The organism is Allochromatium tepidum (assembly GCF_018409545.1).
Lineage (GTDB): Bacteria > Pseudomonadota > Gammaproteobacteria > Chromatiales > Chromatiaceae > Thermochromatium > Thermochromatium tepidum_A.
Genome location: NZ_AP024563.1, coordinates 2,030,135 through 2,053,109 on the forward strand (window position 1 = coordinate 2,030,135; position 22,975 = coordinate 2,053,109).

The following is a 22,975-nucleotide window of genomic DNA, read 5'->3' on the forward strand; positions in this document are numbered from 1 at the left end:
CCCGTCAGACGTGGCGGCGCCCGGCGGCGCGCTCCATGACGTCCTTCATGTCGCGCACCGCCCGGTCGAGTCCAGAGAAGATGGCGCGCGCGATGATCGAGTGCCCGATATTGAGTTCACGCACACCCGGAATCGCGGCGATCGCCTTGACGTTGTGGTAGTCGAGTCCATGACCGGCGTTGACCTGGAGTCCCAGCGACGACCCCAGCGCGACGGCTGAACGAATCCGCTCCAACTGGGCCGCACGCTCGACCGGATCACGCGCGTCGGCATAGTGTCCGGTATGGATCTCGATCACCGGAGCGCCGACCGCGTGCGCGGCCTCGATCTGGACCGGATCGGCGTCGATGAAGAGGGAGACGCGAATGCCGGCCTCAGCCAACCGGGCGCAGAACGCGCGCATCTCATCCTGACGGCTCGCCACGTCCAACCCGCCCTCGGTCGTCAGTTCCTCGCGCCGCTCGGGTACCAGACAGCAATCGGCCGGCCGGATTCGGCAGGCGATGGCGGCCATCTCGGGGGTGACGGCCATCTCCAGGTTCATGCGTGTTTGCAGGATGTCGCGCAACATCTCGACGTCGCGGTCCTGGATATGACGCCGGTCCTCGCGCAGATGGAGCGTGATGGCGTCCGCCCCGGCCTGTTCGGCCGCCAGCGCGGCCTGGATCGGCTCGGGATAGCGGGTGCCGCGCGCCTGACGCACGGTGGCCACATGGTCGATGTTGACGCCGAGTAGGATCTCGGAAGGGGTCTGTGAGAGGGATGACATGGCTATTTCTCGTCAATGGGTTCCGTGGCGAACCAGCGTCGATAGAGTTCGCGACTCTTGAGCGGTCGATCGCCCAGATGGGGTTCCAGCACATGGCGCAACAGGGTGCGCGCCTCGCGTCGCTGTTCGCCGGTGAGCGGTTCGTCGTGCGCGAGCGCCAGCAGGGTCGCGCCCGAGACGCGGGGTCCGCGCGCCGCCCCGGACGGCCGGCACGGACCGCGCTCGCGCTCGTAGACATAGACGGACTCGGCGGTCACAGGCGCACCGTCGTCGGCGACCCGATCGAGCCTCAGCCCATAGCCGAGTTCGGCGAGCAGCCGGCACTCGAAATGGCGCAACGCGGTCTCCAGATCACCGGCCTCGGCCAGATGCGACAGCGTCGACTGGTAGAAGACGAACAGCGCATCATGGGGATCGTGACGCGCCAGCATCCGCAACAGCAGTTCGTTGAGATAGAAGCCCGCCGGCAGTGACGCGCCCTGGAGCCTGAACGGCGCACCGGCCTCCTCGACGGCGGTCAGGGTCCGCACTTCGCCGCGCCCGGTCATCGCCAACCACAGCGGCTGAAAAGGCTGCAAGAGCGCGCTCGCCGTCCGGCGCGGACGCCGCGCGCCCTTGGCGATGGCCGCGCAACGCCCCTGCCCCGCCCCCAGGATCTCCAGCAACAGACTGGTATCGCCATACTCGCGCCGATGGAGCACGAAGGCCGGGAACAGTTCATGACGGGACGGGGCCGACACGCGCGCCGCCGGGCGATCGAATCAGTCGTGATAGCCGAGCGTGGAGAGCGCCGATTCGTCGCTCGACCAGCTCTTCTTGACCTTGACCCAGACCTCCAGATGCACCGGACAGTCGAACAGCTTCTGCATCTCCAGCCGCGCCTGGGTGGCTACGGCCTTGAGCGCCTCACCGTGCTTGCCGATGATGATGCCCTTCTGTCCCGGCCGTTCGACCCAGATCAGCGCATGGATCAGATACCGGCCATCGGCGATCTCGAAACGCTCGATCTCGACCGTGGTGCAATAGGGCAGCTCCTTGCCGTAGCGCTGCATCAACTGCTCGCGCACCAGCTCGGCGGCGAAGAAACGCTCCGAGCGGTCGGTGATCTGATCCTCGGGGAAGACCGGCTCGCCTTCGGGCAGCGACTCGACGATCAGTCGCTCCAGGGTCTCGACCTGATCGCCCTTGGTCGCCGAGACCGGGACGATATGACGGAATGCATGACGTTCGCCGAGTGCTTGCAGATAGGGCAGCAGGGTCGATTTCTCGGCGATCCGGTCGACCTTGTTGACGACCGCGATCACGGGCACGCCGGCCGCCGCGATCGCCTCCAGCGCCTTGGCGTCCTCCTCGGTCCAGCGCCCGGCCTCGACCACCAGCAGCGCCAGGTCGGTATCGGCGACGGCGGCACGTGCGGCACGGTTGAGATAGCGATTCAGCGCACTGCCGCCGCGCTCGTGGATGCCGGGCGTATCGACGAACAGGATCTGGCCCCCGGCACGGGTCTTGATGCCCAGGATCGCATGTCGGGTGGTCTGTGCCTTGTGCGAGGTGATGGCGAGCTTCTGACCCAGGATGCGGTTCAACAGGGTCGACTTGCCGACATTGGGCCGGCCGATGATGGCCACGGTGCCGCAGCGACTCACGACGGAAGCACTCGATTCGTTGGGGTTCGATTCAGCCATGCAGGATACGCTCCAGCATGGATTCGGCGGCGGCCTGCTCGGCACGGCGCCGACTGGTCCCGGTTCCGCGTGTCGTCACATCGGCATCCTGGAGCTGACAGCTCACGATGAAGGTTTGATCGTGCTGGTCGCCGTCGATCGACAGCACCAGATATTCGGGCAATGGGCGCTTGTAGGACTGGAGCCACTCCTGCAAGCGCGTCTTGGGATCCTTGCCGGCGCGCTCGGCATCGGTCTGCTCGAGCCGCGCGGCGAAGAGTTCGAGCACCACGGCGCGCGCGCGCTCGAAACCGGCGTCCAGATAGACCGCGCCGAGCACGGCCTCCAGGGCGTCGGCCAGGATCGAGTCGCGCGCATGACCGCCGGTGCGCAGTTCACCGGCCCCGAGCCGCAGTGAGTCGCCGAGTTTCAGATCGCGCGCCAGACGCGCCAGCGACTCGCGCTTGACCAGCGAGGCGCGCATCCGGCTCAGCGTCCCTTCGTCGGCCTTGGGAAAGCGCTCCCAGAGCGCCTCGGCGATGACGAACCCGATCAGGGCATCACCGAGGAATTCGAGCCGCTCGTTGTTGGACGCGCCGACACTGCGATGCGTGAGGGCCTGGATCAGCAGTTCCTCACGGGTGAAACGGTGCCCGAGCGCCTGGGCGAATCGACGCGGATCGGCGTTCACTCGGAGCCGACTTCGACCTGATGACTGAAGGCGACGACCGCATCGATGTTGAAGAACAGATGCACGCGCTGCTCGTAGTTCAGTATCACCTTGAAACGACGCTCGCCGGTACGCTCGATCTCGAAGTCGCTGCCCTTGACGTGTTCCACGCCATTGACATCGAGGCGCTTTTCGATCGACGTCAGGATGGCGCGCGTGCTGCCGCCATCCTTGCTCGGATCATAGCTTTCGGCCATATCCTCGATGATGGACCGCACGGTCCAGAAACTCATATAGAGCGGCCCAACCTTGAGCAGAATGGTGCCGAAGAAGGCCGCCAGGGCAATGATGGTGATCAGGGATGAAAAGCCAAGACCGCGTTGACGCGCGGCCAATCCGGTTGTCATAGACATCTGTTGTGAACCTCGCGGTTTATTCGATTCCATCCCAGAGACGCGACCAGGCGATGGGGAAGCCTTCACGCGCGCCGTCCCAGTGCATCCAGATCGCGAACGCCTTGCCGACCAGGTTCTCCTCCGGTACGAAGCCCCAGCAGCGGCTGTCGTTGCTGTTGTCACGGTTGTCGCCCATGACGAAATAGTGCCCCTTTGGAACCTCGACCGGGCCGAACGCCAGCTTTTGGCAGCCGAAGGGCAGATCGGGTGCGGCCGGACGGGTCAGGATATGGTGTTCGACCGTGCCGAGACTTTCCAGCGCCTCGCGCGCGCCGGTCATTTCCGTGCCCGAACCGACGCCGGTATAGGTGCCGACCGGCAGCTGGCCGACCGGTTCGCCATTGATGAAGATGGTCTTGTTGCGATAGCCGACCAGATCGCCCGGCACGCCGACGACGCGCTTGATGTAATCGGTGCGGGGGTCGAGCGGGAACTTGAACACCACCACGTCGCCGCGCTGCGGCTCACCGAGATCGAGGAACTTGACGTTGAGCACCGGCAACCGCAGGCCGTAGGAGAATTTGTTGACCAGGATGAAGTCGCCGGTCAAGAGGGTCGGCATCATCGAGTTCGACGGAATGCGGAACGGCTCGACCAGGAAGGAGCGCAACACCAGCACGGCGAAGATGACGGGGAAAAAGGAGCGCGCGTACTCGACCAGCACAGGTTCCTTGGCAATGGGCCGGCCATCCTCGGTCAGGGTCTTGCCGCCGGCGGCCGCGATCGCGGCACGGCGGCGCGGTGCAAACACCAGTGCGTCGAGCAGCCAGAGGCCGCCGGTCAGGAACGAGGCCAGGACGAGAAAAGCCGGAAAGTCGAATGTCATTGTGAACTGCGTCTCCTTGAGCTAGGCGTGGTTTTTAAGTCTGGAATCGGGTTGCCGGTCTCAGTCCTTGCCGCTCTGGAGCACGGCCAGGAAGGCTTCCTGCGGGATGTCGACCTTGCCGACCTGCTTCATGCGCTTCTTGCCTTCCTTCTGCTTCTCTAAGAGCTTGCGCTTGCGCGTGGCGTCGCCGCCGTAGCACTTGGCGGTCACGTTCTTGCGCAGCGCCTTGACCGTGGAACGGGCGATGATCTTGGAGCCGATCGCCGCCTGGATCGCGACCTCGAACATCTGGCGCGGGATCAGATCCTTCATGCGCTCGGTGATGTCGCGCCCGCGCGTCTGCGACAGCGAGCGATGGACGATCGACGAGAGCGAATCGACCTTGTCGCCGTTGATGAGCACATCGAGCTTGACCAGATCGGCGGCCTGGAAGCGCTTGAACTCATACTCAAAGGAGGCGAAACCACGGCTGCAAGACTTGAGCCGGTCGAAGAAGTCGAGGACGACTTCGCTCATCGGCAGCTCATAGGTCGCTTGCACCTGACCGCCCAGATACTGGATGTTCTTCTGGATGCCGCGCTTCTCGATACAGAGATTGATCACAGCGCCCAGATAGTCCTGCGGGGTGAGGATATGGGCCTCGATGATCGGCTCGCGCACCTCGCGGATCTGGGACGGCTCGGGCAGATCGGCCGGGTTGTCGATACGCACCGTCTTGCCGTCGGCGCGCAGGACTTCGTAGACCACGGTCGGGGCGGTGGTGATGAGATCGAGATCGTACTCGCGCTCCAGGCGCTCCTGGATGATCTCCATGTGCAGCATCCCGAGGAAGCCGCAACGGAACCCGAAGCCGAGCGCCTGCGAGACCTCGGGTTCATAGTGCAGGGCCGCATCGTTCAGACGCAGCTTGCCGAGCGCCTCGCGCAGATCCTCGTAGTCGTCCGAGATCACGGTATAGAGTCCGGCGAAGACGCGCGGTCGCATCTCCTTGAAGCCGGGGAGCTTCTCGCCCGGACGATCCGGCAGCGTGATGGTGTCGCCGACCGGCGCACCGTCGATCTCCTTGATGCCGGCGATCATGTAGCCGACCTCGCCGGCACGCAGCGTCTCGCGTTCGGTCTTCTTGGGCGTGAAGACGCCGACGTTGTCGACCTGATGGGTGCGTCCGGTCGATAGGATCAGCACCTTGTCGCGGCGACGGATCTCGCCGTTCATCACCCGCACCAGCGAGACCACGCCGACATAGGGATCGAACCAGGAGTCGATGATGAGCGCCTGGAGCGGCGCGGCGACATCGCCCCTGGGCGGCGGGATGCGCTCGACCAGGGCTTCGAGCAGATCCGGGATGCCGACGCCGGTCTTGGCGCTCACCCGCAGGGCGTCGTGCGCCTCCAGGCCGATGATCTCCTCGATCTCCTTGATGACGCGCTCCGGTTCGGCGGAGGGCAGGTCGATCTTGTTGAGGACCGGCAGCACTTCCAGCCCCTGCTCGATGGCGGTGTAGCAGTTGGCGACACTCTGGGCCTCGACGCCCTGAGCCGCATCGACCACCAGCAGTGCGCCCTCGCAGGCCGCGAGCGAGCGCGAAACCTCATAGGAGAAATCGACGTGACCCGGGGTATCGATGAAGTTGAGCTGATAGGTCTCACCGTCGCGTGCCTTGTAGTTGAGCGTCACGCTCTGGGCCTTGATCGTAATGCCGCGCTCGCGTTCTATATCCATCGAGTCCAGCACCTGGCTGGACATCTCGCGTTCGGTCAGGGCGCCGCTGATCTGGATGAAGCGATCGGCGATCGTCGACTTGCCATGGTCGATGTGCGCGATGATCGAGAAATTGCGGATATGACTGAGGTCGGTCATCGATAACCCAAAGAGGCGTTCCAGGGGGAAAGGCGGGCGAGACCACGCGGGCGCGTGAGGCGTCGAATCCGGCGCAGCGTGGAAAACAGCGCGCCATGATACCAGAGTGCGGCGTCCCGGCGTATCCGGTAACGCGCCGCCGGCCGTGGAGGTCGGCGGCGCTTCGGTTCACATCAGGGCTTGGGCAGCTTGAGCGCGTAGAACATCCGGGTATCGCCGCGCTGCACCAGCACGGCGGTCGCGCGTCCCGGTTCGATGGCCCCCAGGATACGCTCGAAGTCGGCGAGGTTGCCGACGGGCTGATTGTCGAGCATCAGGATCACATCGCCCGCGCTCAGACCGGCGGACGCCGCCGGCCCCTGATCGACCGACTCGATCAGCACCCCGCCCTGCTCGATCTCGAACTGCTGACGCATCTCGGGCGTCAGATCACGCACCACCACACCGAGACGGTTGGCCGCCGGCTTGTCGGTCTGCCCCGGATCACCGGCCAATTGATCTTCCTCGGGCAGTTCCTGGATCTGGATCGTCAACTCGACCCGCTCGCCGCGACGCAGCACGATCAGTCTGGCGCTCTCGCCCACCGGGGTGGCACCGACCAAGGGCGGCAGACTGCTGGAGGTCGGCACATCGCGTCCGTTGTAGGAGAGGATCACATCGCCGGGTTCCAGCTTGGCGGCCGCCGCGGGACTGTCGGGCAGCACCTGGGCCACCAGGGCGCCGCGCGGCTGAGGCATCCCGAACGACTCGGCCAGTTCGCGCGTCACGTCCTGGATCAGCACGCCCAGCCAGCCGCGGCTCACCCGCCCCTTGGTCTTGATCTGCTCGACCACGTCCATGGCGACCTCGATCGGGATGGCGAACGAGAGCCCCATGAAGCCGCCGGTCCGGCTGTAGATCTGGCTGTTGACGCCGACGACCGCGCCGTCGAGATTGAACAACGGCCCGCCCGAGTTGCCGGGATTGATGGCCACATCGGTCTGGATGAAGGGCACATAGTTCTCGCTCGGCAGACTGCGCCCCTTGGCGCTGACGATGCCGGCCGTGGCCGAGGACTCGAAGCCGAAGGGCGAGCCGATGGCCAGCACCCATTCGCCGACCGCCAGATCCTTGCTCGAGCCGATGCGCACCGCCGGCAGTCCCTCGGCCTCGACCTTGAGCAGGGCGATGTCACTGCGTTTGTCGGTGCCGACCAGCTTGGCGACGAACTCGCGCCTGTCGCTGGTGCGCACGATGATCTCATCGGCACTCTCGACCACATGCGAGTTGGTCAGCACATAGCCGTCACCGGAGACGAAGAAGCCCGAGCCGAGCGAGCGCGACTGGAGACTGTCGTCGGGGATGGCCCCCTCCTCGCCGAAGAAATGCCGGAACAGATCCTCCAGCGGACTGCCCTCGGGCAGATTCGGGATGGAGAACTCACGCAGACGCCGCGAGACCGTGGGCGACTGCTTGGTGCTGATGTTGACCACGGCCGGTCCGTTTTCGGCGACCAGCCGGGTGAAGTCGGGCAGATCCCGACCGAGCGCCGGACCGACGGCCAGCAGACAGGCCAGGACGGCGACCGGGACGAGCGACAGTCTGGATGTGGGGTGCATGGAAACTCCGATTGATGAGTGTCGATCCTCTAGGGCGCGTCGGACAGGGTCACGGAGACTCGGGCGTCCAGGCGCCTCAGGATCACGGGTTGACGTTCGGGCCGTTGAATCAACGCCACACTGTAGCCGCGCAGCCACCAGAACGCCAGTGCCAGCCCGATCAGGGCGCCCAGGACGCTGGCGACCTCGGGATGCGTGCCGCCGAAGCGCTCGCCGACCGTGGCCCCGATGATCAATCCCAGGATCGGCACCAGATAGGCCGCGGCGGCGGTACGCAGCAACCCCTGTTCGCTGAGTCCGACGACGACCTCATCGCCGACCTGGGCGCCGATCGGATTGCGCGCCAGCAACTCCACAGGCCGGCGTCCGAAGACCCGCGCCAGGAGCGAGGTACCGCAGGCATTGTTGACGCTGCACTGACCGCAGGCGCTACGCCGCTCGGCCGTGACACGGGCCTGGTCGCCGACGAGGGCGATGATGCGACCACGTTCTTCGATCATGGTGTCGGGGCTCTCACTGAGTGGGCGGGTCGGCGCGATGGACGCCGGCGATGGCGGCCTGGACCGTGACCATCGGCACCTCGCCGACGGCGGTGATCTGATGGCCATCGAACCGGCGACCGGCGGCATGGACCGAGCCGATGTTGGCGCCGCCCTCGAGTCCATCATCGCTCGCCGGTTCGATATAGATCGAATAGGACGAGAGACGATCGGTGAAGAGGAAGTGCTCGACGAAGGTGCCGTCGGCCTGACTGATCCGGTGCTGCATGACCAGGTCGAATCCGGACGGCATCGGCTCGAAACGCCACTGACTGCTCGGACTGGTCGCCGGTGCGCTGCGGACCGATCGAGCCGGTTCGAGCGATGCCTCGGGTCGGGGCGCCGTGGGCGCATTGAGCTTGATCGAGGTGAACATGAGCTGTTCGAGCGGCTCCTGCCGGCGGTCGATCAGATCGGACTTGAGCGGCAGCGCGGTCTCGCGGTCGATGTGGAATCGGTAGCCATAGCGCAGATCGTCCTTGGGCAGGATGCCGACGACCTCGGTCTCACGACCGGCGATGCGCGCCCGCCCCAGATACTCGACACTGTAGTGGTCCTGTAGCGCTCCTGGATCGATCCCCTCGGTATCGAGAAAGCGTCCGCCCTGGCGCTCGACCGAGATTGGTCGCCCGTCGGTCAGGACACAGTTGACGCGATCCTTGCCGCTGGCCACCGCCCGGATCGGGCCGCTGAGAGCGATCAGGCGTTCCTCGACCTGCCCATCCTCGATGCGGTGGTCGAGGCTCAGGGTTTCGAGCCGGTTCTGATGCAGATAGACCAGGGTGCCTTCATAGCTCAGCGAGCGCACGGCCTCGGCCATGCGCGCGAGCAGCACGCTGGGTGAGACGCTGTCCGCGGCTGAATCCGGAGAGGCCTTCGCCTCGGCGCCCGGCGCCTGGAACGGCAACAGACAACACAGGCCCAGGGCCAGCCAATACGACGCCCAGCGCCGATCAACGACCCGGTTCATAGCCGACGAGCATCGCATAGGGCAGCAATCCATTGGCCCCGGTCGCCGGGGCCGTCGCTTGATGGGTGACGAGATAACGGTTGAGCTTGCTGGCCAGCTCGGGGTGTTCCGGATGCCAGCGCTGGAGCGGAATGCTCTGACGCTCGATCAGATGGGCGGCCACGGGTCCAACGGCCGATGGATCTACGGCGTCGCCCACGAAGACGGGTGTCGCCAGGATGGCGACCAGTAGCCCCGAGGCGGCGAGCGCCAGACCGGCGTAGCGGCCCGTCCAGCGGTGCGGTGCGCGCTCCAAGCGCCGTGGACAGAGGATGGTCGGTTCGGTGGACAGGGCGTCGCGCACGCGGTCGGCCAGCGCGCGGGCGTTCGGATCGATCGCCTCGCCACGGATGGCCTGGCCGATGAGCGTGTAGCGTTCCCAGCACTCGCGCAGCTCGGAATCGGCAGCCAGGGTGTCGAGCAGAGCCGGTACCTGGGCCGGCGCCAGTTCGCCATCCTGTAAGGCGGAGAGTCGTTGTCTAGGCTCGTCGGTCATCGTCGTCATGCCTGAGCTGAGGGTTCTGACTTAAGGGACTCGCCGGCGGCGGCGAGTCCCACCTGGACTCAGCCATCGAGCAATGGCCTGAGTCGCTTGTCGATGGCCTCGCGCGCGCGGAAGATCCGCGACCTGACGGTGCCGATGGGGCAGTTCATGGCCGTCGCGATCTCCTCGTAGCTCAGGCCCTCCAGCTCCCGGAGCACGATGGCCGTGCGCAGATCGTCCGGCAGGTCGTCGAGCGCGTGCTGAACCGTGGCGGCGATCTCGTCGCTGAGCAGATGACGCTCCGGGGTCGCGTGCTCGCGCAGCCGCCCGCCCATGTCCATCTGCTCGGCCACCTCGGCCTCGATGTCGTCGCCCGGCGGACGCCGACCCTGGGCCACCAGATGGTTCTTGACGGTATTGACCGCGATCCGGTAGAGCCAGGTGTAGAAAGCGCTCTCGCCGCGAAAGCCGGGCAGCGCGCGATAGGCCTTGATGAAGGCCTCCTGGGTCACGTCCATGACCTCGGCCGAGTCGCGCACATAGCGGGAGATCAGGTTCGACACCTTCTGCTGGTACTTGAGCACCAGCAGATCGAAGGCACGCTTGTCACCCGATTGGGCACGGTCGACCAGTTCATGATCGGTGTGTCGTTCACTCATCACGACACACCACTCGCCTGGCCTGCCATCGGTTCCGTTGGCATGGACAATCCACCGCATGGGAAGTTCGTGGCCATCTGCATCGATGACCGGTATTTTTCAGGATATGACACGGATACTTGATCAAGATCATCAAATCGACGAGCTTACAGGGAATCCACAGCCATCACGGGTCCACCTCCATGTCAGACGCCTGTCATCGCCACGATGTCCTGATCCTCGGCAGCGGCGCCGCCGGGTTGAGTCTCGCCCTGCGGCTTCCCGAGACGCTGTCCGTCGCGGTCGTCTCCAAGCGGGAGCTGCGCGAGGGCAGTACGCTCTATGCACAGGGCGGTATCTCGGCGGTGCTCGACGCCGGCGACTCCATCGAATCACACGTCCAGGACACGCTCAAGGCCGGCGCCGGACTGTGCGATCGCGAGGTGGTGCGTCATGTCGTCGAACGCGGACCGGCCAACATCCGCTGGCTGCTCGACCAGGGGGTCGAGTTCACGCGCGACACCGAACATGGGGCCACGGGGGGCTATCATCTCACACGTGAGGGCGGTCACACACATCGGCGCGTGATCCATGCCGCCGATGCCACCGGACGCGCCATCTCCACCACGCTGGAAGGCCAGGTGCGCGCGCGCGCCAATGTGACGCTCTATGAGCAGCACATCGCGGTCGATCTCATCACGACCCGGCATCTGCCGGGACAGGGCGGACATCGCTGTCTGGGCGCCTACATCCTCGATCGCGGCAGCGGCCGGGTCGAGACCTTCCTCGCCCGCTTCGTGGTGCTGGCGACCGGCGGGGCCAACAAGGTCTATCTCTACACCAGCAACCCGGACGTCTCCACCGGCGACGGCATCGCCATGGCCTGGCGCGCGGGCTGTCGGGTCGCCAACATGGAGTTCATGCAGTTCCATCCGACCTGTCTCTATCATCCGCAGGCGCGCTCCTTCCTCGTCACCGAGGCACTGCGCGGCGAGGGTGCGCGCTTGTTGCTGCCGGACGGGGAGCGTTTCATGCCGCGCTTCGATCCGCGCGCCGAGCTGGCCCCGCGCGACATCGTGGCGCGGGCCATCGACCATGAGATGAAGCGGCTGGGGAGCGAGTGCGTCTATCTCGACATCTCGCATCGTCCGGCCGAGTTCGTCGTCGAGCACTTCCCGACCATCCATGCGCGCTGTCTGGAACTGGGCATCGACATCACCCGCGAGCCGATCCCGGTGGTGCCGGCGGCGCACTATACCTGCGGCGGGGTCATGGTCGACCGCTGGGCGCGCACCGACCTGCCCGGACTCTATGCCAGCGGCGAGACCGCCTACACGGGTCTGCACGGGGCCAACCGCATGGCCAGCAACTCGCTGCTGGAATGTCTGGTCTACTCGGAGGCGGCGGCCGCCGACATCGTCCGTCTGTCGGCCGAGGTGCCGCACCCGCCTGAGGCGCCGCACTGGGACGAGAGCCGCGTCACCGAACCGGATGAGGAGGTGGTCGTCACCCACAACTGGGACGAACTGCGGCGCTTCATGTGGGACTATGTCGGCATCGTGCGTACCAACAAGCGTCTGCGCCGCGCCAAGCGCCGCGCCGACCTGCTGGCGCAGGAGGTGATCGAGTACTACAGCAATTTCCGGGTCGGCAACGATCTGATCGAACTCAGGAATCTGCTGGAGGTCGCGGATCTCATCATCCAGTCGGCCCTGCGCCGGCGCGAGAGCCGCGGGCTGCATTACACCCTCGATCATCCCTTCAAGGACGCCGGCCAGCGCGCGCCGACCGTTCTCATCCCGGATGCCTATCAGCCGCGCAAAGGGGAACCTGATTATTAACATAGCTCAGCTAGTTTGAGGAGGCGATGCGGCATTGGGGGTGTACGCACCGCGGCTTTGCCCAAGCGCGGCAGCATGGCGGCGAGGTCGAAGCGGCGATTGAAGCGATAGCAGAACTCGGCGAGGTGGCGCGGCAGATGCTTGCCGCTGAGATGATGGTAGGAGCCTTGCAGGCTGTTTTTGACGTTGCCCAGCACGGTATTGAGCCACTGGAACTCAGGAATCTCCATGCTGGGGTGGCCGCCGCCGGTGACGATCGGCTGGTGCTCGAATCCGGCCGCGGCGATGGCGCTGAAGCAGGACAATCCATCCGTGCGGATGAGGGCGCTGGGGTCAAAGTGGCGCTTGGCGAAGCGTTCGACCTCGGTTTTGCGGAAGCCGGCGACTTTACCCAAGCGCAGGCCGATGGGGTGGTTGTCCTCGTCGCACGAGAGCGCGGCGATGAATGGAACCTTGTTCGGTGAGCCGCGCCCGCGCTTGCCCCCGTGGTGCTCGCCGCCCCAGTAGGCGTCGTCGACCTCGATGACGCCGCTGAGCGGCGTTTGATCGTCGCGCTCTTTCATGACTTGCAACAATTTGTGCTTAACCCGCCACGCCGTCAAATAGGACACGCCCAGATGCCGTTTGAGCTCCAGGGCCGAGATCCCGTTTTTCTGCTGTGTCAGCAGAAACATCGCCGAAAACCAGGTCGTCAGCGGCAACTTGGTCGCCTCAAAGATCGTTCCGGCGATCAGTGAGGTTTGATGATGACAGTGGCGACACTGCAACAGCGCCCGCGTGCGCAAGCGCACCGGCTCACCCGCGTGTCCGCAGCTCGGGCAGACGAAGCCTTGCGGCCAACGCCACTGTTCAAGGGCCTGTTTGCACTGGTCCTCGGTTCCGTAGTTCTGGAGAAACTCCGGCAAACTCAAGCCTTTCTGAAACTGAATCGTGTTCTGAGGCATCAGCTGTCTCCGGTGAGTGGCATCTACTGAGAGTGTAGACTAGAAGAGACGAGTCTGCTGAGGTTCGTAACTAATCAGGAAGGGGAATAGGTTCTTACCGGACTCCAACACCCGGGGTGTGGAGTCCCGCCATCAGGAGTTCAGCGATGAGTCTGTTACATATCGATCCCGAATCACTGTGCCGCATCGTCGAGAAGGCTCGCGAGTTCCAGGCAAAGGAGGAGGTCGTCCTGCCCGACGTTCCGGACAGCCCCTCCGAGGACTGGGCCTTGCAGATCCTGGCCGATCACAGCGAGGACCACAGCCTCGACGAGATGATCCAAGCCATCGGCGAGATGAGCCAGCGCCAGCGCGCCGAACTGGTGGCGCTGATGTGGCTCGGCCGGGGCGACTATGGGATCGAGGACTGGGAGACGGCGGTCGATGACGCCATCGGCGACTATTCGCTCAATGCCGCCGCCTATCTGCTCGCGCACCCCATGGTCGCCAATGACCTCCAGGAAGGGCTGATCGCCCACGGCTATTCCTGCGATGGCTGATCGCGTTCCGTCAGCCGATCGCGCGCAACCCGAGCACGTCCTGCATGTCGAAGCGTCCGCGCTCGCGCTCGGCGATCCAGCGCGCGGCACGCATGGCGCCCCGGGCGAAGGTCATCCGGCTGGACGCCTTGTGCGCGATCTCGACGCGCTCGCCATCGGCGGCGAACCAGACCGTATGTTCGCCGACCACGTCTCCGGCGCGAATGGTCTCGAAGCCGATCGTTCGGCGTTCGCGCGCGCCGGTCTGGCCCTCGCGGCCATAGACCGCGACCTCTTTCAGATCACGCCCGAGCGCCCCGGCGATCACCTCGCCCATGCCGAGCGCCGTCCCGGAAGGTGCGTCGACCTTGTGGCGATGATGGGCTTCGATGATCTCGATGTCGACCTCGTCGCCGAGCACGCGCGCGGCGATGTCGAGCAGCTTGAAGCAGAGATTGACGCCGACACTCATGTTCGGCGCGAAGACGATCCCGATCGACTCGCCCGCCGACTCGATCGCGGCGCGCTGGGTCTCGTCCAGACCCGTGGTGCCGATCACCATCCGCTTGCCGGCCGCGCGACAGAGCGCCAGATGCGCCATGGTCGCGGCCGGCGAGGTGAAGTCGATCAGGACGTCGAAGTCGTCGAGCACGCTCGCCAGTTCCGCTACGACCGCCACATCCAGCCGTCCGACGCCGGCCGGCTCGCCGGCATCCGCGCCGATCAGCGAGCTTCCGGCACGCTCGGTCGCCGCGCCGAGCCTGAGTCCATCGGTCTCGACGACCGCCTGAATCAGGGTCCGTCCCATGCGCCCGCCGGCTCCGGCGATGGCGATTCTGATCTCACTCATGCATGACCTCGTCTCAATGTCTCAACCCGTCGCGGTCCGAATCCACTCGACCCGCTTGTACATGACCCCATAGTAAACCACCGGGATCACGACCAGCGTCAAGAGTGTCGAGACGAAGAGTCCGAACAGCAGCGCCACCGCCAGACCCGAGAAGATCGGATCGTCGAGGATGAACACGGCTCCGGCCATGGCCGCCACAGCCGTCAGCGCAATCGGCTTGGCGCGCACCACGGCCGAGTCGATCACGGCCTGCTCCAGGCTCATCCCGGCACGCACCTGCTGGTTGATGAAGTCCACCAGCAGGATGGAGTTGCGCACGATGATGCCGGCGAGCGCGATCATGCCGATCATCGAGGTCGCGGTGAATTGTGCGCCCAGGATCGCGTGACCGGGCAGGATGCCGATCAGGGTCAGCGGGATCGGGGCCATGATCACCAGCGGCACCAGATAGCTGCGGAACTGCGCCACCACCAGCAGATAGATCAGCACCAGCCCCACGCCATAGGCCGCGCCCATGTCGCGGAAGGTCTCGTATGTGACCTGCCATTCGCCGTCCCACTTGAGGCTGTAGTCGTAGGGATTGGTCGGCGCCTGACGATACCACTGCTCCAGACCCAGTTCGTCGCTCAGGGTGCCGGCAATCTCGAACAGACCATAGAGGGGGCTGTCGGTCTCTCCGGCCATGTCGCCGGTCACATAGACCACGGGCAGCAGATCCTTGTGATGGATGCTGTGCTCGCGCGTGCCCTCGACCACCGTGACGATCTCGGACAGGGGCACCAGCCGGCCGGTCTCGGAGCGCACGCGCAGGGCCAGCACCTGTTCCAGATCCGCCTTGTCGGCCTCGCTGTACTCGACCCGGATCGGCACGGCGTACTTGACGTTGGCCCCGTGCAGGAAGCTCATGTCCTCGCCGTCAAGCACCGTGGCCAGCGCGGTCGAGACGCTCGACTGGGCCACGCCGAGCCGCGCGGCCTTGGCCCGGTCGACCACCAGGGTCAGCTTGCGCGAGGCGAACTCGACCGAGTCGTCGACATCGACGATGTCCGGCGTCCCCTCGAAGGTCGCGCGCACCTGACGCGCCATGGCGATCTGGCCGTCGTAGTCGAGTCCATAGATTTCAGCCACCAGCGGCGAGAGCACCGGCGGACCGGGCGGGATCTCGACCAGCTTGGCGTTGCCGTCGTAGCGACGCGCGATCTCCTGCAAGGGGGCGCGCAGTTCCAGGGCAATGGCGTGGCTCTTCTGATCGCGATGATGGGCGTCGACCAGGTTGACCTGGATATCGCCCAGATGCGCGCCCTCACGCAGATAGTACTGACGCACCAGGCCGTTGAAGTTGATCGGCGCGGCAGTGCCGGCATAGATCTGATAGTCGCTGACCTCGGGCACGGTCTCCAGATACTCGCCCATCTCGCTCAGGACGCGCAGTGTCTGTTCGAGACTTGTTCCTTCCGGCATGTCGAGCACCACCTGGAACTCGCTCTTGTTGTCGAAGGGGAGCATCTTGAGCACCACGGTACGGTTGACCGCGAGCCAGATCGAGCCGGCGATCAGCAGCAGGATGGCGCCGAGCAGCAGCCGGCGGTTGAGAGGCCCGCGCCGACCGATCAGAAAGGGTCCGATCAGACGCTGGAAGACCGCGTTCAGCCGTTGGGAACCGCCCTCATGATCGCGGCTGCTTCCTGTCGGAGCGTGCGCGTGCGCCGGATGATGACGCCCGAGCATCCGGTTGGTCATCCAGGGCGTGAAGACGAAGGCCACCACCAGCGAGATCAGCATTCCCATCGAGGCATTGATCGGGATCGGACTCATGTACGGCCCCATCAGTCCGCTGACGAAGGCCATCGGCAACAGGGCGGTGATGACGGTGAAGGTGGCCAGGATGGTCGGCCCACCAACTTCATCGACCGCGCGCGGCATCAGGTCGAGCAGCGAGCCGCGGCTCATGGCCATGTGACGATGGATGTTCTCGACCACCACGATGGCGTCGTCGACCAGGATGCCGATCGAGAAGATGAGCGCGAACAGCGACACCCGGTTGAGCGTGAAGCCCCAGGCCCAGGAGGCGAAGAGCGTCAGCGCCAGGGTCACGATCACGGCGGCACCGACGATGATGGCCTCGCGCCAGCCGATGGCGAACAGTACCAGCAGCACCACGGACGCCGTGGCGAAACTGAGCTTGCTGATGAGCTTCTTCGCCTTGGCGTCAGCGGTCGCGCCATAGTCGCGGGTGATGGTGACTTCGACCCCGTCGGGGATGAACAGCCCCTTGAGCTGCTCGAAGCGCTCGCTCACAGCGGCGGCCACCTCGACGGCGTTGACGCCGGCCTGCTTGGCCACGGCGATGGTCACGGCCGGGCGCGTCCAACCGGTGGCGACACCCGACGGCGCAGCACCCGGACCGGCACCCATGAGGACATAGCTGTCCGGCTGTTCGGGACCGCGCTCGAGCGTAGCGACATCGCGCAGATAGACCGGCCGCCCCTCATGCACCCCGACCACCAGCTCGCCGATCGCCTCGACCGAGGTCAGGAAGGTGCCGGCCTGGACCAGGATCTCCCGGTTGTCGGCGGTGACGCTCAGATCGTCGGCGATGCGGTTGCCGGCCTGGAGTGCGCGGCGCAGTCCATCGAGATCCAGCCCGTGGGCGGCGAGTGCCTCGGGATGGAGCAGGACGCGCACCAGTTGCGCCGGCGCGCCGAGCGTATAGACGTTGCGCGTTCCCGGGACGCGCTTGAGCTCCTGCTCGATGGCATGGGCGACCTGACCCAGTTCATAGGCCCCGACCGTCTCGTCCTCGGACCAGAGGGTGGCGGTCAGAATCGGTACGTCGTCGATACCCATGGGCTTGACGATGGGCGTGCCCACGCCCAGGTTCGGCGGCAGCCAGTCCTGATTGGACATGACCTTGCTGAAGAGGCGAACGACGGCCTCGGTGTTGTCCTCGCCGACTTTGTACTGAACGGTCACCACCGCCAGACCCGGCCGCGAGACCGAATAGACATGCTCGACGCCCTTGATCTCGGAGAAGACCTGTTCGGCCGGACCGGCCACCAGATGTTCGATCTCGGTGGCCGAGGCGCCGGGAAAGGGGATGAAGACATCGGCGAAGGTGACATCGATCTGCGGCTCTTCCTCGCGCGGCGTCACCAGCACCGCGAACAGCCCCAGCAGCAGCCCGAGCAGCGCCAGTAGCGGCGTGATCTCGGTGGCCTGAAAACGGGCGGCGATCCGGCCCGACAGGCCCAGTCGCTCAGTCTTGGCCGTCTCAGTCATGGCTCGGTTCCTCACCCTCGACATGACGCACAGGCGCCTGAGTCTTGAGCCGCGCTCCGGCGGCGATCGGATCGAGCGCCACGCGCTCGCCCTCGCTCAGGCCGGCCGGCACCACATAGGCGTCATCGAGCGCCCGGCCCAGCCGGATCTGACGGAAATGGATGTGATCGCCCTCCCCGACCACATAGATCCCAGTGACCTCGGAGCGCTGGACCACGGCCGACTTGGGCACCGTGAGCTCGGACTTCTCGCCGACCACGAAGCTGGTTTTGACGTACATGCCCGGAAAGAGCGCCCGCTCACTGGCGCCCTCGCCCGGCGGCAGCTCGACGCGCACCTTGAAGGTATTGGATCCGGGATCGGCGAAGGGGAAGATGGTCAAGCGGCTGGACTCGACGCGCGTCCCGTCGGGCAGATAGACCCAGGCGCGGCGTGCCGCGTCCGTGCCGCCGCCGCGCACCGCTGGAATCACGCTCTGTGGCACGTCGACCGCCACCCGCAGCTCGTCGAGCGAGATCCCGCTCATGATCGGCGTGCCCGGACTGGCGATCTCGCCGAGTTGGACGTGACGCTGGGTGACGATGCCCGAATAGGGGGCGCGAACCTCGGTATGGGCCAACTGTTCCTGAGCCGCCTCCAGACGCGCGGTGCCGGATTCCAGCTCGGCCTTGGCGCTGGCCAGTTCGGCGCGCGCCTTGTCCATGGCCGACTCCGAGACGTTCTTGGTGCGATAGAGTCCCGCCACCCGGTCGTGCTCCTCCTGGGCCTGACGCAGACGGGCGCTGGCGGCCTTGAGATCCGCCGCCGCCTGTCCGACACGGGCACGATGCTCGGTGTCCTTGATCCGCGCCAGCAACGCCCCCTTCTCCACGAAGTCGTCGACATCGTAGAGGATCTCCTGGATCTGGCCTTGGGTCTGGGCCGAGACGGTGCTGCGGTTGACCGCCTCGACGATCCCATCGAGCCGATATTCGCGCGGCAGGGTACGGAACTCGGCCGGCGCCGTCTTCAGTGGCGGCGGATCGGCCTGATCCGCGAGTGCGGACGCCGGCGCCAGGACGCAGCAGGCCAGTAACAGGGTCGATCTCATCGAACGCATTTCGATCACTCCTTGTATTAGATTTCTCTAATATTGTGCGATTGACCGTCTTTTCAATGCCGGTATTACGCGCTGGCGGCGAACCAGGGACAGGATCATGGTTCGCGTTGCACAGGTGCGTGTTTGCGGTTCAAATTGAGTCCTTATAACAAACCGATAATGAGGATAGCCCAGTGACGCCAGGATCCGAGGATCTGATTTCGATCGATCAGGCCAAGACGCTCGATGGGCTGTTCCTGCAACGTGTCGGACGTTCTCCGGAGCGCGTGGCCTATCGCTATTTCGAGCGCGATCAGGGCTGGCGCGCGCTGACCTGGGGCGAGATGGGCGACTGGGTGGCGCGCTGGCGTCAGGCGCTCGCCGGGGAGTCGCTGGAGACCGGTGATCGGGTGGCGATGCTGCTGCGCAACGGCCCGGAGTGGATCATGTTCGATCAGGCCGCCTTCGCGCTGGGTCTGGTCACGGTTCCGCTCTACACCGACGATCGCGCCGACAACGCGGCCTACATCCTCGACGACGCGGCGGTCAAGGTGCTGCTGATCCAGGACGTAGGACGCTGGAAGCGTCTGGCCGAGGCCATCGGCGACTCACCCTGGCCGCAACGGGTGATCATCCTCGAATCGAGTCCGGCGGCCTATGAACTGGCCGAGCGCGACAGTCGCGTGCGGGTCGCCGAGTCCTGGCTGCCGGCCGGCGCCCCGCCCCTGAGCCGGCGCGACGGCGAGCCGCACGACCTGGCGACCATCGTCTATACCTCGGGCACCACAGGTCGACCCAAGGGCGTGATGCTGAGCCATCACAACATCCTGAGTAACGCCCACGCCGTACTCATGCTCATCGACGTCTATGGCGAGGATCTGTTTCTCTCCTTCCTGCCGCTGTCGCACATGCTCGAACGCACCGGCGGCTACTACCTGCCGATGATGGCGGGCGCGACCGTGGCCTATGCGCGCTCGGTGGCGCAACTGGCCGAGGATCTGCAAACCATCCGGCCGACGGTCATCATCGCCGTGCCGCGCGTCTTCGAGCGGGTCTACGGGCGAATCGCCGATCAGCTCCAGGCCCGGCCGGCCCCGGTGCGCCGGCTGTTCCAACTGGCGGTCGCGACCGGCTGGCGCGCCTTTCTGCGCGAACAGGGACGCGGCGGCCGGCATCCGAGCCTGCTGCTGTGGCCCTTCCTCAAACGCAAGGTCGGCGAACCCGTGCTCCGGAAGCTCGGCGGTCGGCTGCGGGTGGCCGTCAGCGGCGGCGCGGCCCTGCCGATCGGCGTGGCACGCACCTTCATCGGACTGGGGCTGCCGCTGATCCAGGGCTATGGCCTGACCGAGACCAGTCCGGTCGTCAGTTTCAATCCGCTCGAGGACAACATCCCTGAGAGCGTCGGGGTGCCGATCCGGGGCATCCAGGTGCGCGTCGGCGACAACGACGAGCTGCTCATCAAGGGCGAGAATGTGATGCAGGGCTACTGGAACGACCAGGCCGCCACGGCCAGGGTCTTGAATCCAGACGGCTGGCTGCATACGGGCGATCAGGGGCGGATCCAGGATGGTCACATCTTCATCACCGGGCGCATCAAGGACATCCTGGTGCTCTCCAACGGCGAGAAGGTGCCGCCGGCCGATCTGGAGATGGCCATCGGACTGGATCCGCTGTTCGATCAGGTCATGGTCGTCGGCGAGGGGCATTCCTATCTCAGCGCCATCCTGGTGCTCAATGCCGACCTCTGGCCGGGCATCGCCCACGAACATGGACTCGATCCCAATCTGGTGGAGAGTCTGCACGATGCACACTTGCACAAGAACATCATCAAGCGCCTGCGCTTGGCGTTGAGTGACTTCCCCGGCTATGCCAAGATCCGGCGCGTCACCCTGACCCTGGAACCCTGGTCGATCGAGAATGGCCTGTTGACGCCGACCATGAAGATCAAGCGCACCCGGATCATCGAGCACCATGCCCCGGCCATCCAGTCGATGTATGGCGGTGATGGTTGAGGCTTGCCAAGGCGCCGGCACGGCCCTAAACTAATCGATCTATCGCGGGTGTAGTTCAATGGTAGAACAGGAGCTTCCCAAGCTTCTAACGTGGGTTCGATTCCCATCACCCGCTCCAATCCGCTCTCGCTTGGCTCCTTGAACTCCAAGCGCTTCCGATCCTCCCCGACCGTCCCGTTCGCGATTGCCCATGACCCCGTCACCGGAGGAGTTTGCGTCCATCGTGCTGGACTGGTTCGACCGGCACGGTCGCCATGACCTGCCCTGGCAGCGCGATCCCACGCCCTATCGGGTCTGGGTCTCCGAGATCATGCTGCAACAGACCCAGGTCGGCGTGGTCATTCCCTATTTCGAGCGCTTCATGGCGTCCTTTCCGACGCTCGCGGATCTGGCGGCGGCCGAACTCGATGCCGTGCTGGCGCATTGGTCGGGGCTGGGCTACTACGCGCGCGGGCGCAATCTGCATCGCGCGGCCGTGCTGATCCGGGAGCGGCATGGCGGCGTCTTTCCAGACGACTTCGCGGCGGTCGAGAGTCTGCCGGGCATCGGGCGCTCGACGGCTGGGGCCATTCTGTCGCTGGCCTGCGGGCAGCGTCATCCGATCCTCGACGGCAACGTCAAGCGGGTGCTGGCGCGCGTCTTCGGTGTCGAGGGCTGGCCGGGACAGAGTGCGGTGCTGGCCGAACTTTGGCGGCTCGCCGAGTGCTGTACGCCTCGGGTACGCGCGGGGGCCTACAACCAGGGGATGATGGATCTCGGGGCTAAGCTCTGCACCCGCGCGCGCCCGGACTGTGCGCGTTGTCCGCTCGTCGGGCGCTGTGTCGCCCAGGTTCAGGGACGACAGCGTGAACTGCCTGCGCCGCGTCCGCGCAAGGAACTGCCGACGCGCGTGACCACCCTACTCGCCATCCTCGATCCGGCCGGCGAGATCCTGCTCGAACGGCGTCCGCCGACCGGGATCTGGGGCGGACTCTGGAGTCTGCCCGAGACCGGCGTCCCGGCCTCGGACATCGGGTCGATCGCCGACTGGTGCCTGGATCGGTTCGGCGTTCGGCCCGAGCGGGTTGAAAGGCTCGCCGAGCGCCGTCATACCTTCAGTCACTATCATCTCAGGATCGAGCCGGCCCGAATCGAGTTGGGGGCCTATCCGTCGCGGGTTCAGGACAGCGTCGGCTGGAGCTGGAGTCCGCTGGGCCGGGTTGGCGAGCTCGGGCTACCCGCGCCTGTCGCCCGGATCCTCGCCGATCTGGACCGCGCCTGAAGCCCGAATCCGGCACGGTCGATCCCGGCCTGTTTCGATGCTGAGTGCCGAACGCTGTCTTGAGTGAGGACTGACCGATCATGAGCCGTACCGTCCACTGTATCAAACTCGGTCGCGAGGCCGAGGGACTCGACCGCCCCACCTATCCCGGCGAACTGGGCCGGCGCATCTTCGAGCAGGTCTCCAAGTCCGCCTGGCAGGACTGGCTGCGCCACCAGACCATGCTCATCAACGAGAATCGTCTCAGCCCCATGGACCCCAAGGCGCGCCTGTTCCTCGAAGAGCAGATGGAACGCTATTTCTTCGGTGAGGGGGCCGAGACGCCGTCCGGCTATACGCCGCCCTCGGCTTGAGGGCGGCTGGTCTGGTCCAGCCGCGTCACGGCGAATGTTTCCGGTCCGGTAGTCGACAAGCCGAACCGAGATCGATTCGAGTGAGGTCCGGACAGCAACCGGCAACGGGTGGCCAATGAGTTGGCCCAAGCAGGCGGGCAAGAAAAAAACCGGCTTGAGAGCCGGTTGATTCTGAAGGGATTTTATTTGGTGGGCGCAGGTGGGATCGAACCACCGACCCCTGCCGTGTGAAGGCAGTGCTCTCCCGCTGAGCTATGCGCCCTGAACAGACGGCGAATGATAGCCGGATTGGCGGGGCCTGACAAGCCCAGCCGCACTCGATCACCT

21 protein-coding genes and 2 tRNA genes are annotated in these 22,975 nt (G+C 65.5%); 6 read left to right on the forward strand and 17 right to left on the reverse strand.

The window, feature by feature from the left end; translation table 11 throughout:
• Positions 1–4: 4 nt before the first annotated feature.
• The 12 genes from pdxJ to rpoE form a co-directional block, all read right to left on the reverse strand.
• The gene (gene pdxJ / locus Atep_RS09825; RefSeq protein ID WP_213378369.1) at positions 5–769 is read right to left on the reverse strand and encodes a pyridoxine 5'-phosphate synthase; all 765 of its coding nucleotides are present in this window, start codon (positions 767–769) and stop codon (positions 5–7) included.
• A 2-nt stretch (positions 770–771) separates the two neighbouring features.
• Positions 772–1,509 carry a DNA repair protein RecO gene (gene recO, locus Atep_RS09830; protein ID WP_213378370.1) on the reverse strand — a complete coding sequence of 246 codons (738 nt, stop codon included), beginning with the start codon at positions 1,507–1,509 and terminating at the stop codon, positions 772–774.
• Positions 1,510–1,530: 21 nt separating this feature from the next.
• The gene (gene era / locus Atep_RS09835) at positions 1,531–2,454 is read right to left on the reverse strand and encodes a GTPase Era (protein WP_213378371.1); all 924 of its coding nucleotides are present in this window, start codon (positions 2,452–2,454) and stop codon (positions 1,531–1,533) included.
• Entirely contained in the window at positions 2,447–3,124 is a 678-nt protein-coding gene (gene rnc, locus Atep_RS09840) for a ribonuclease III (protein WP_213378372.1), read from the reverse strand. Before rnc ends, era begins: the two co-directional genes overlap by 8 nt.
• Complete coding sequence (locus Atep_RS09845; RefSeq protein WP_213378373.1) at positions 3,121–3,516, reverse strand: DUF4845 domain-containing protein; 396 nt, start codon at positions 3,514–3,516, stop codon at positions 3,121–3,123. Before Atep_RS09845 ends, rnc begins: the two co-directional genes overlap by 4 nt.
• 19 nt (positions 3,517–3,535) lie before the next feature.
• The gene (gene lepB, locus Atep_RS09850; RefSeq protein ID WP_213378374.1) at positions 3,536–4,384 is read right to left on the reverse strand and encodes a signal peptidase I; all 849 of its coding nucleotides are present in this window, start codon (positions 4,382–4,384) and stop codon (positions 3,536–3,538) included.
• A 60-nt stretch (positions 4,385–4,444) separates the two neighbouring features.
• Positions 4,445–6,244 (reverse strand): translation elongation factor 4, encoded by a 1,800-nt coding sequence (gene lepA, locus Atep_RS09855; protein ID WP_213378375.1) that lies wholly within the window; start codon positions 6,242–6,244, stop codon positions 4,445–4,447.
• A gap of 173 nt (positions 6,245–6,417) precedes the next feature.
• Positions 6,418–7,842, reverse strand: a complete 1,425-nt coding sequence (locus Atep_RS09860) for a DegQ family serine endoprotease (RefSeq protein WP_213378376.1) — start codon at positions 7,840–7,842, stop codon at positions 6,418–6,420.
• Between the two features lie 29 nt (positions 7,843–7,871).
• On the reverse strand, positions 7,872–8,342 hold the full coding sequence (locus Atep_RS09865) for a SoxR reducing system RseC family protein (RefSeq protein WP_213378377.1): 471 nt from the start codon (positions 8,340–8,342) through the stop codon (positions 7,872–7,874).
• 13 nt (positions 8,343–8,355) lie between these two features.
• A complete protein-coding gene (locus Atep_RS09870; protein WP_213378378.1) occupies positions 8,356–9,351 on the reverse strand; it encodes a MucB/RseB C-terminal domain-containing protein in 996 nt (331 codons plus the stop codon).
• A complete protein-coding gene (locus tag Atep_RS09875) occupies positions 9,335–9,895 on the reverse strand; it encodes a sigma-E factor negative regulatory protein (protein WP_213378379.1) in 561 nt (186 codons plus the stop codon). The genes Atep_RS09870 and Atep_RS09875 overlap by 17 nt, the downstream gene beginning before the upstream one ends.
• 59 nt (positions 9,896–9,954) lie before the next feature.
• A complete protein-coding gene (gene rpoE, locus Atep_RS09880) occupies positions 9,955–10,533 on the reverse strand; it encodes an RNA polymerase sigma factor RpoE (protein ID WP_213378380.1) in 579 nt (192 codons plus the stop codon).
• A gap of 182 nt (positions 10,534–10,715) precedes the next feature.
• On the opposite strand from rpoE, the gene nadB reads away from it, so the two are divergent.
• The gene (gene nadB, locus Atep_RS09885) at positions 10,716–12,353 is read left to right on the forward strand and encodes an L-aspartate oxidase (protein WP_213378381.1); all 1,638 of its coding nucleotides are present in this window, start codon (positions 10,716–10,718) and stop codon (positions 12,351–12,353) included.
• Here nadB and Atep_RS09890 read toward each other — a convergent pair.
• On the reverse strand, positions 12,350–13,297 hold the full coding sequence (locus Atep_RS09890) for an IS1595 family transposase (RefSeq protein ID WP_213378308.1): 948 nt from the start codon (positions 13,295–13,297) through the stop codon (positions 12,350–12,352). The two genes, nadB and Atep_RS09890, sit on opposite strands and share 4 nt — an antisense overlap.
• A gap of 146 nt (positions 13,298–13,443) precedes the next feature.
• Between Atep_RS09890 and Atep_RS09895 the strand changes: the two genes are divergently transcribed.
• Complete coding sequence (locus Atep_RS09895; protein WP_213378382.1) at positions 13,444–13,836, forward strand: DUF3775 domain-containing protein; 393 nt, start codon at positions 13,444–13,446, stop codon at positions 13,834–13,836.
• A gap of 10 nt (positions 13,837–13,846) precedes the next feature.
• On the opposite strand, the gene dapB is transcribed toward Atep_RS09895, so the two are convergent.
• From dapB to Atep_RS09910, 3 genes are read right to left on the reverse strand one after another with little or no spacing between them, the layout of a single operon-like run.
• Complete coding sequence (dapB, locus tag Atep_RS09900; RefSeq protein WP_213378383.1) at positions 13,847–14,665, reverse strand: 4-hydroxy-tetrahydrodipicolinate reductase; 819 nt, start codon at positions 14,663–14,665, stop codon at positions 13,847–13,849.
• A gap of 21 nt (positions 14,666–14,686) precedes the next feature.
• Positions 14,687–17,944, reverse strand: coding sequence for an efflux RND transporter permease subunit (locus Atep_RS09905; protein WP_213378384.1), 3,258 nt, complete (start codon positions 17,942–17,944; stop codon positions 14,687–14,689).
• A complete protein-coding gene (locus Atep_RS09910; protein WP_419467487.1) occupies positions 17,937–19,034 on the reverse strand; it encodes an efflux RND transporter periplasmic adaptor subunit in 1,098 nt (365 codons plus the stop codon). Before Atep_RS09910 ends, Atep_RS09905 begins: the two co-directional genes overlap by 8 nt.
• A 182-nt stretch (positions 19,035–19,216) precedes the next feature.
• Here Atep_RS09910 and Atep_RS09915 point away from each other — a divergent pair, with 182 nt between their 5' ends.
• From Atep_RS09915 to Atep_RS09930, 4 genes are all read left to right on the forward strand, one after another.
• Entirely contained in the window at positions 19,217–21,034 is a 1,818-nt protein-coding gene (locus Atep_RS09915) for an AMP-dependent synthetase/ligase (RefSeq protein ID WP_213378386.1), read from the forward strand.
• A gap of 44 nt (positions 21,035–21,078) precedes the next feature.
• Positions 21,079–21,152, forward strand: a tRNA-Gly gene (locus tag Atep_RS09920).
• 72 nt (positions 21,153–21,224) lie between these two features.
• Entirely contained in the window at positions 21,225–22,295 is a 1,071-nt protein-coding gene (gene mutY / locus Atep_RS09925; RefSeq protein ID WP_213378387.1) for an A/G-specific adenine glycosylase, read from the forward strand.
• Between the two features lie 80 nt (positions 22,296–22,375).
• Positions 22,376–22,648, forward strand: a complete 273-nt coding sequence (locus tag Atep_RS09930) for an oxidative damage protection protein (protein ID WP_213378388.1) — start codon at positions 22,376–22,378, stop codon at positions 22,646–22,648.
• Positions 22,649–22,835: 187 nt separating this feature from the next.
• Here the strand turns inward: Atep_RS09930 and Atep_RS09935 are convergent.
• A tRNA-Val gene (locus tag Atep_RS09935) sits at positions 22,836–22,910 on the reverse strand.
• Positions 22,911–22,975 lie beyond the last annotated feature (65 nt).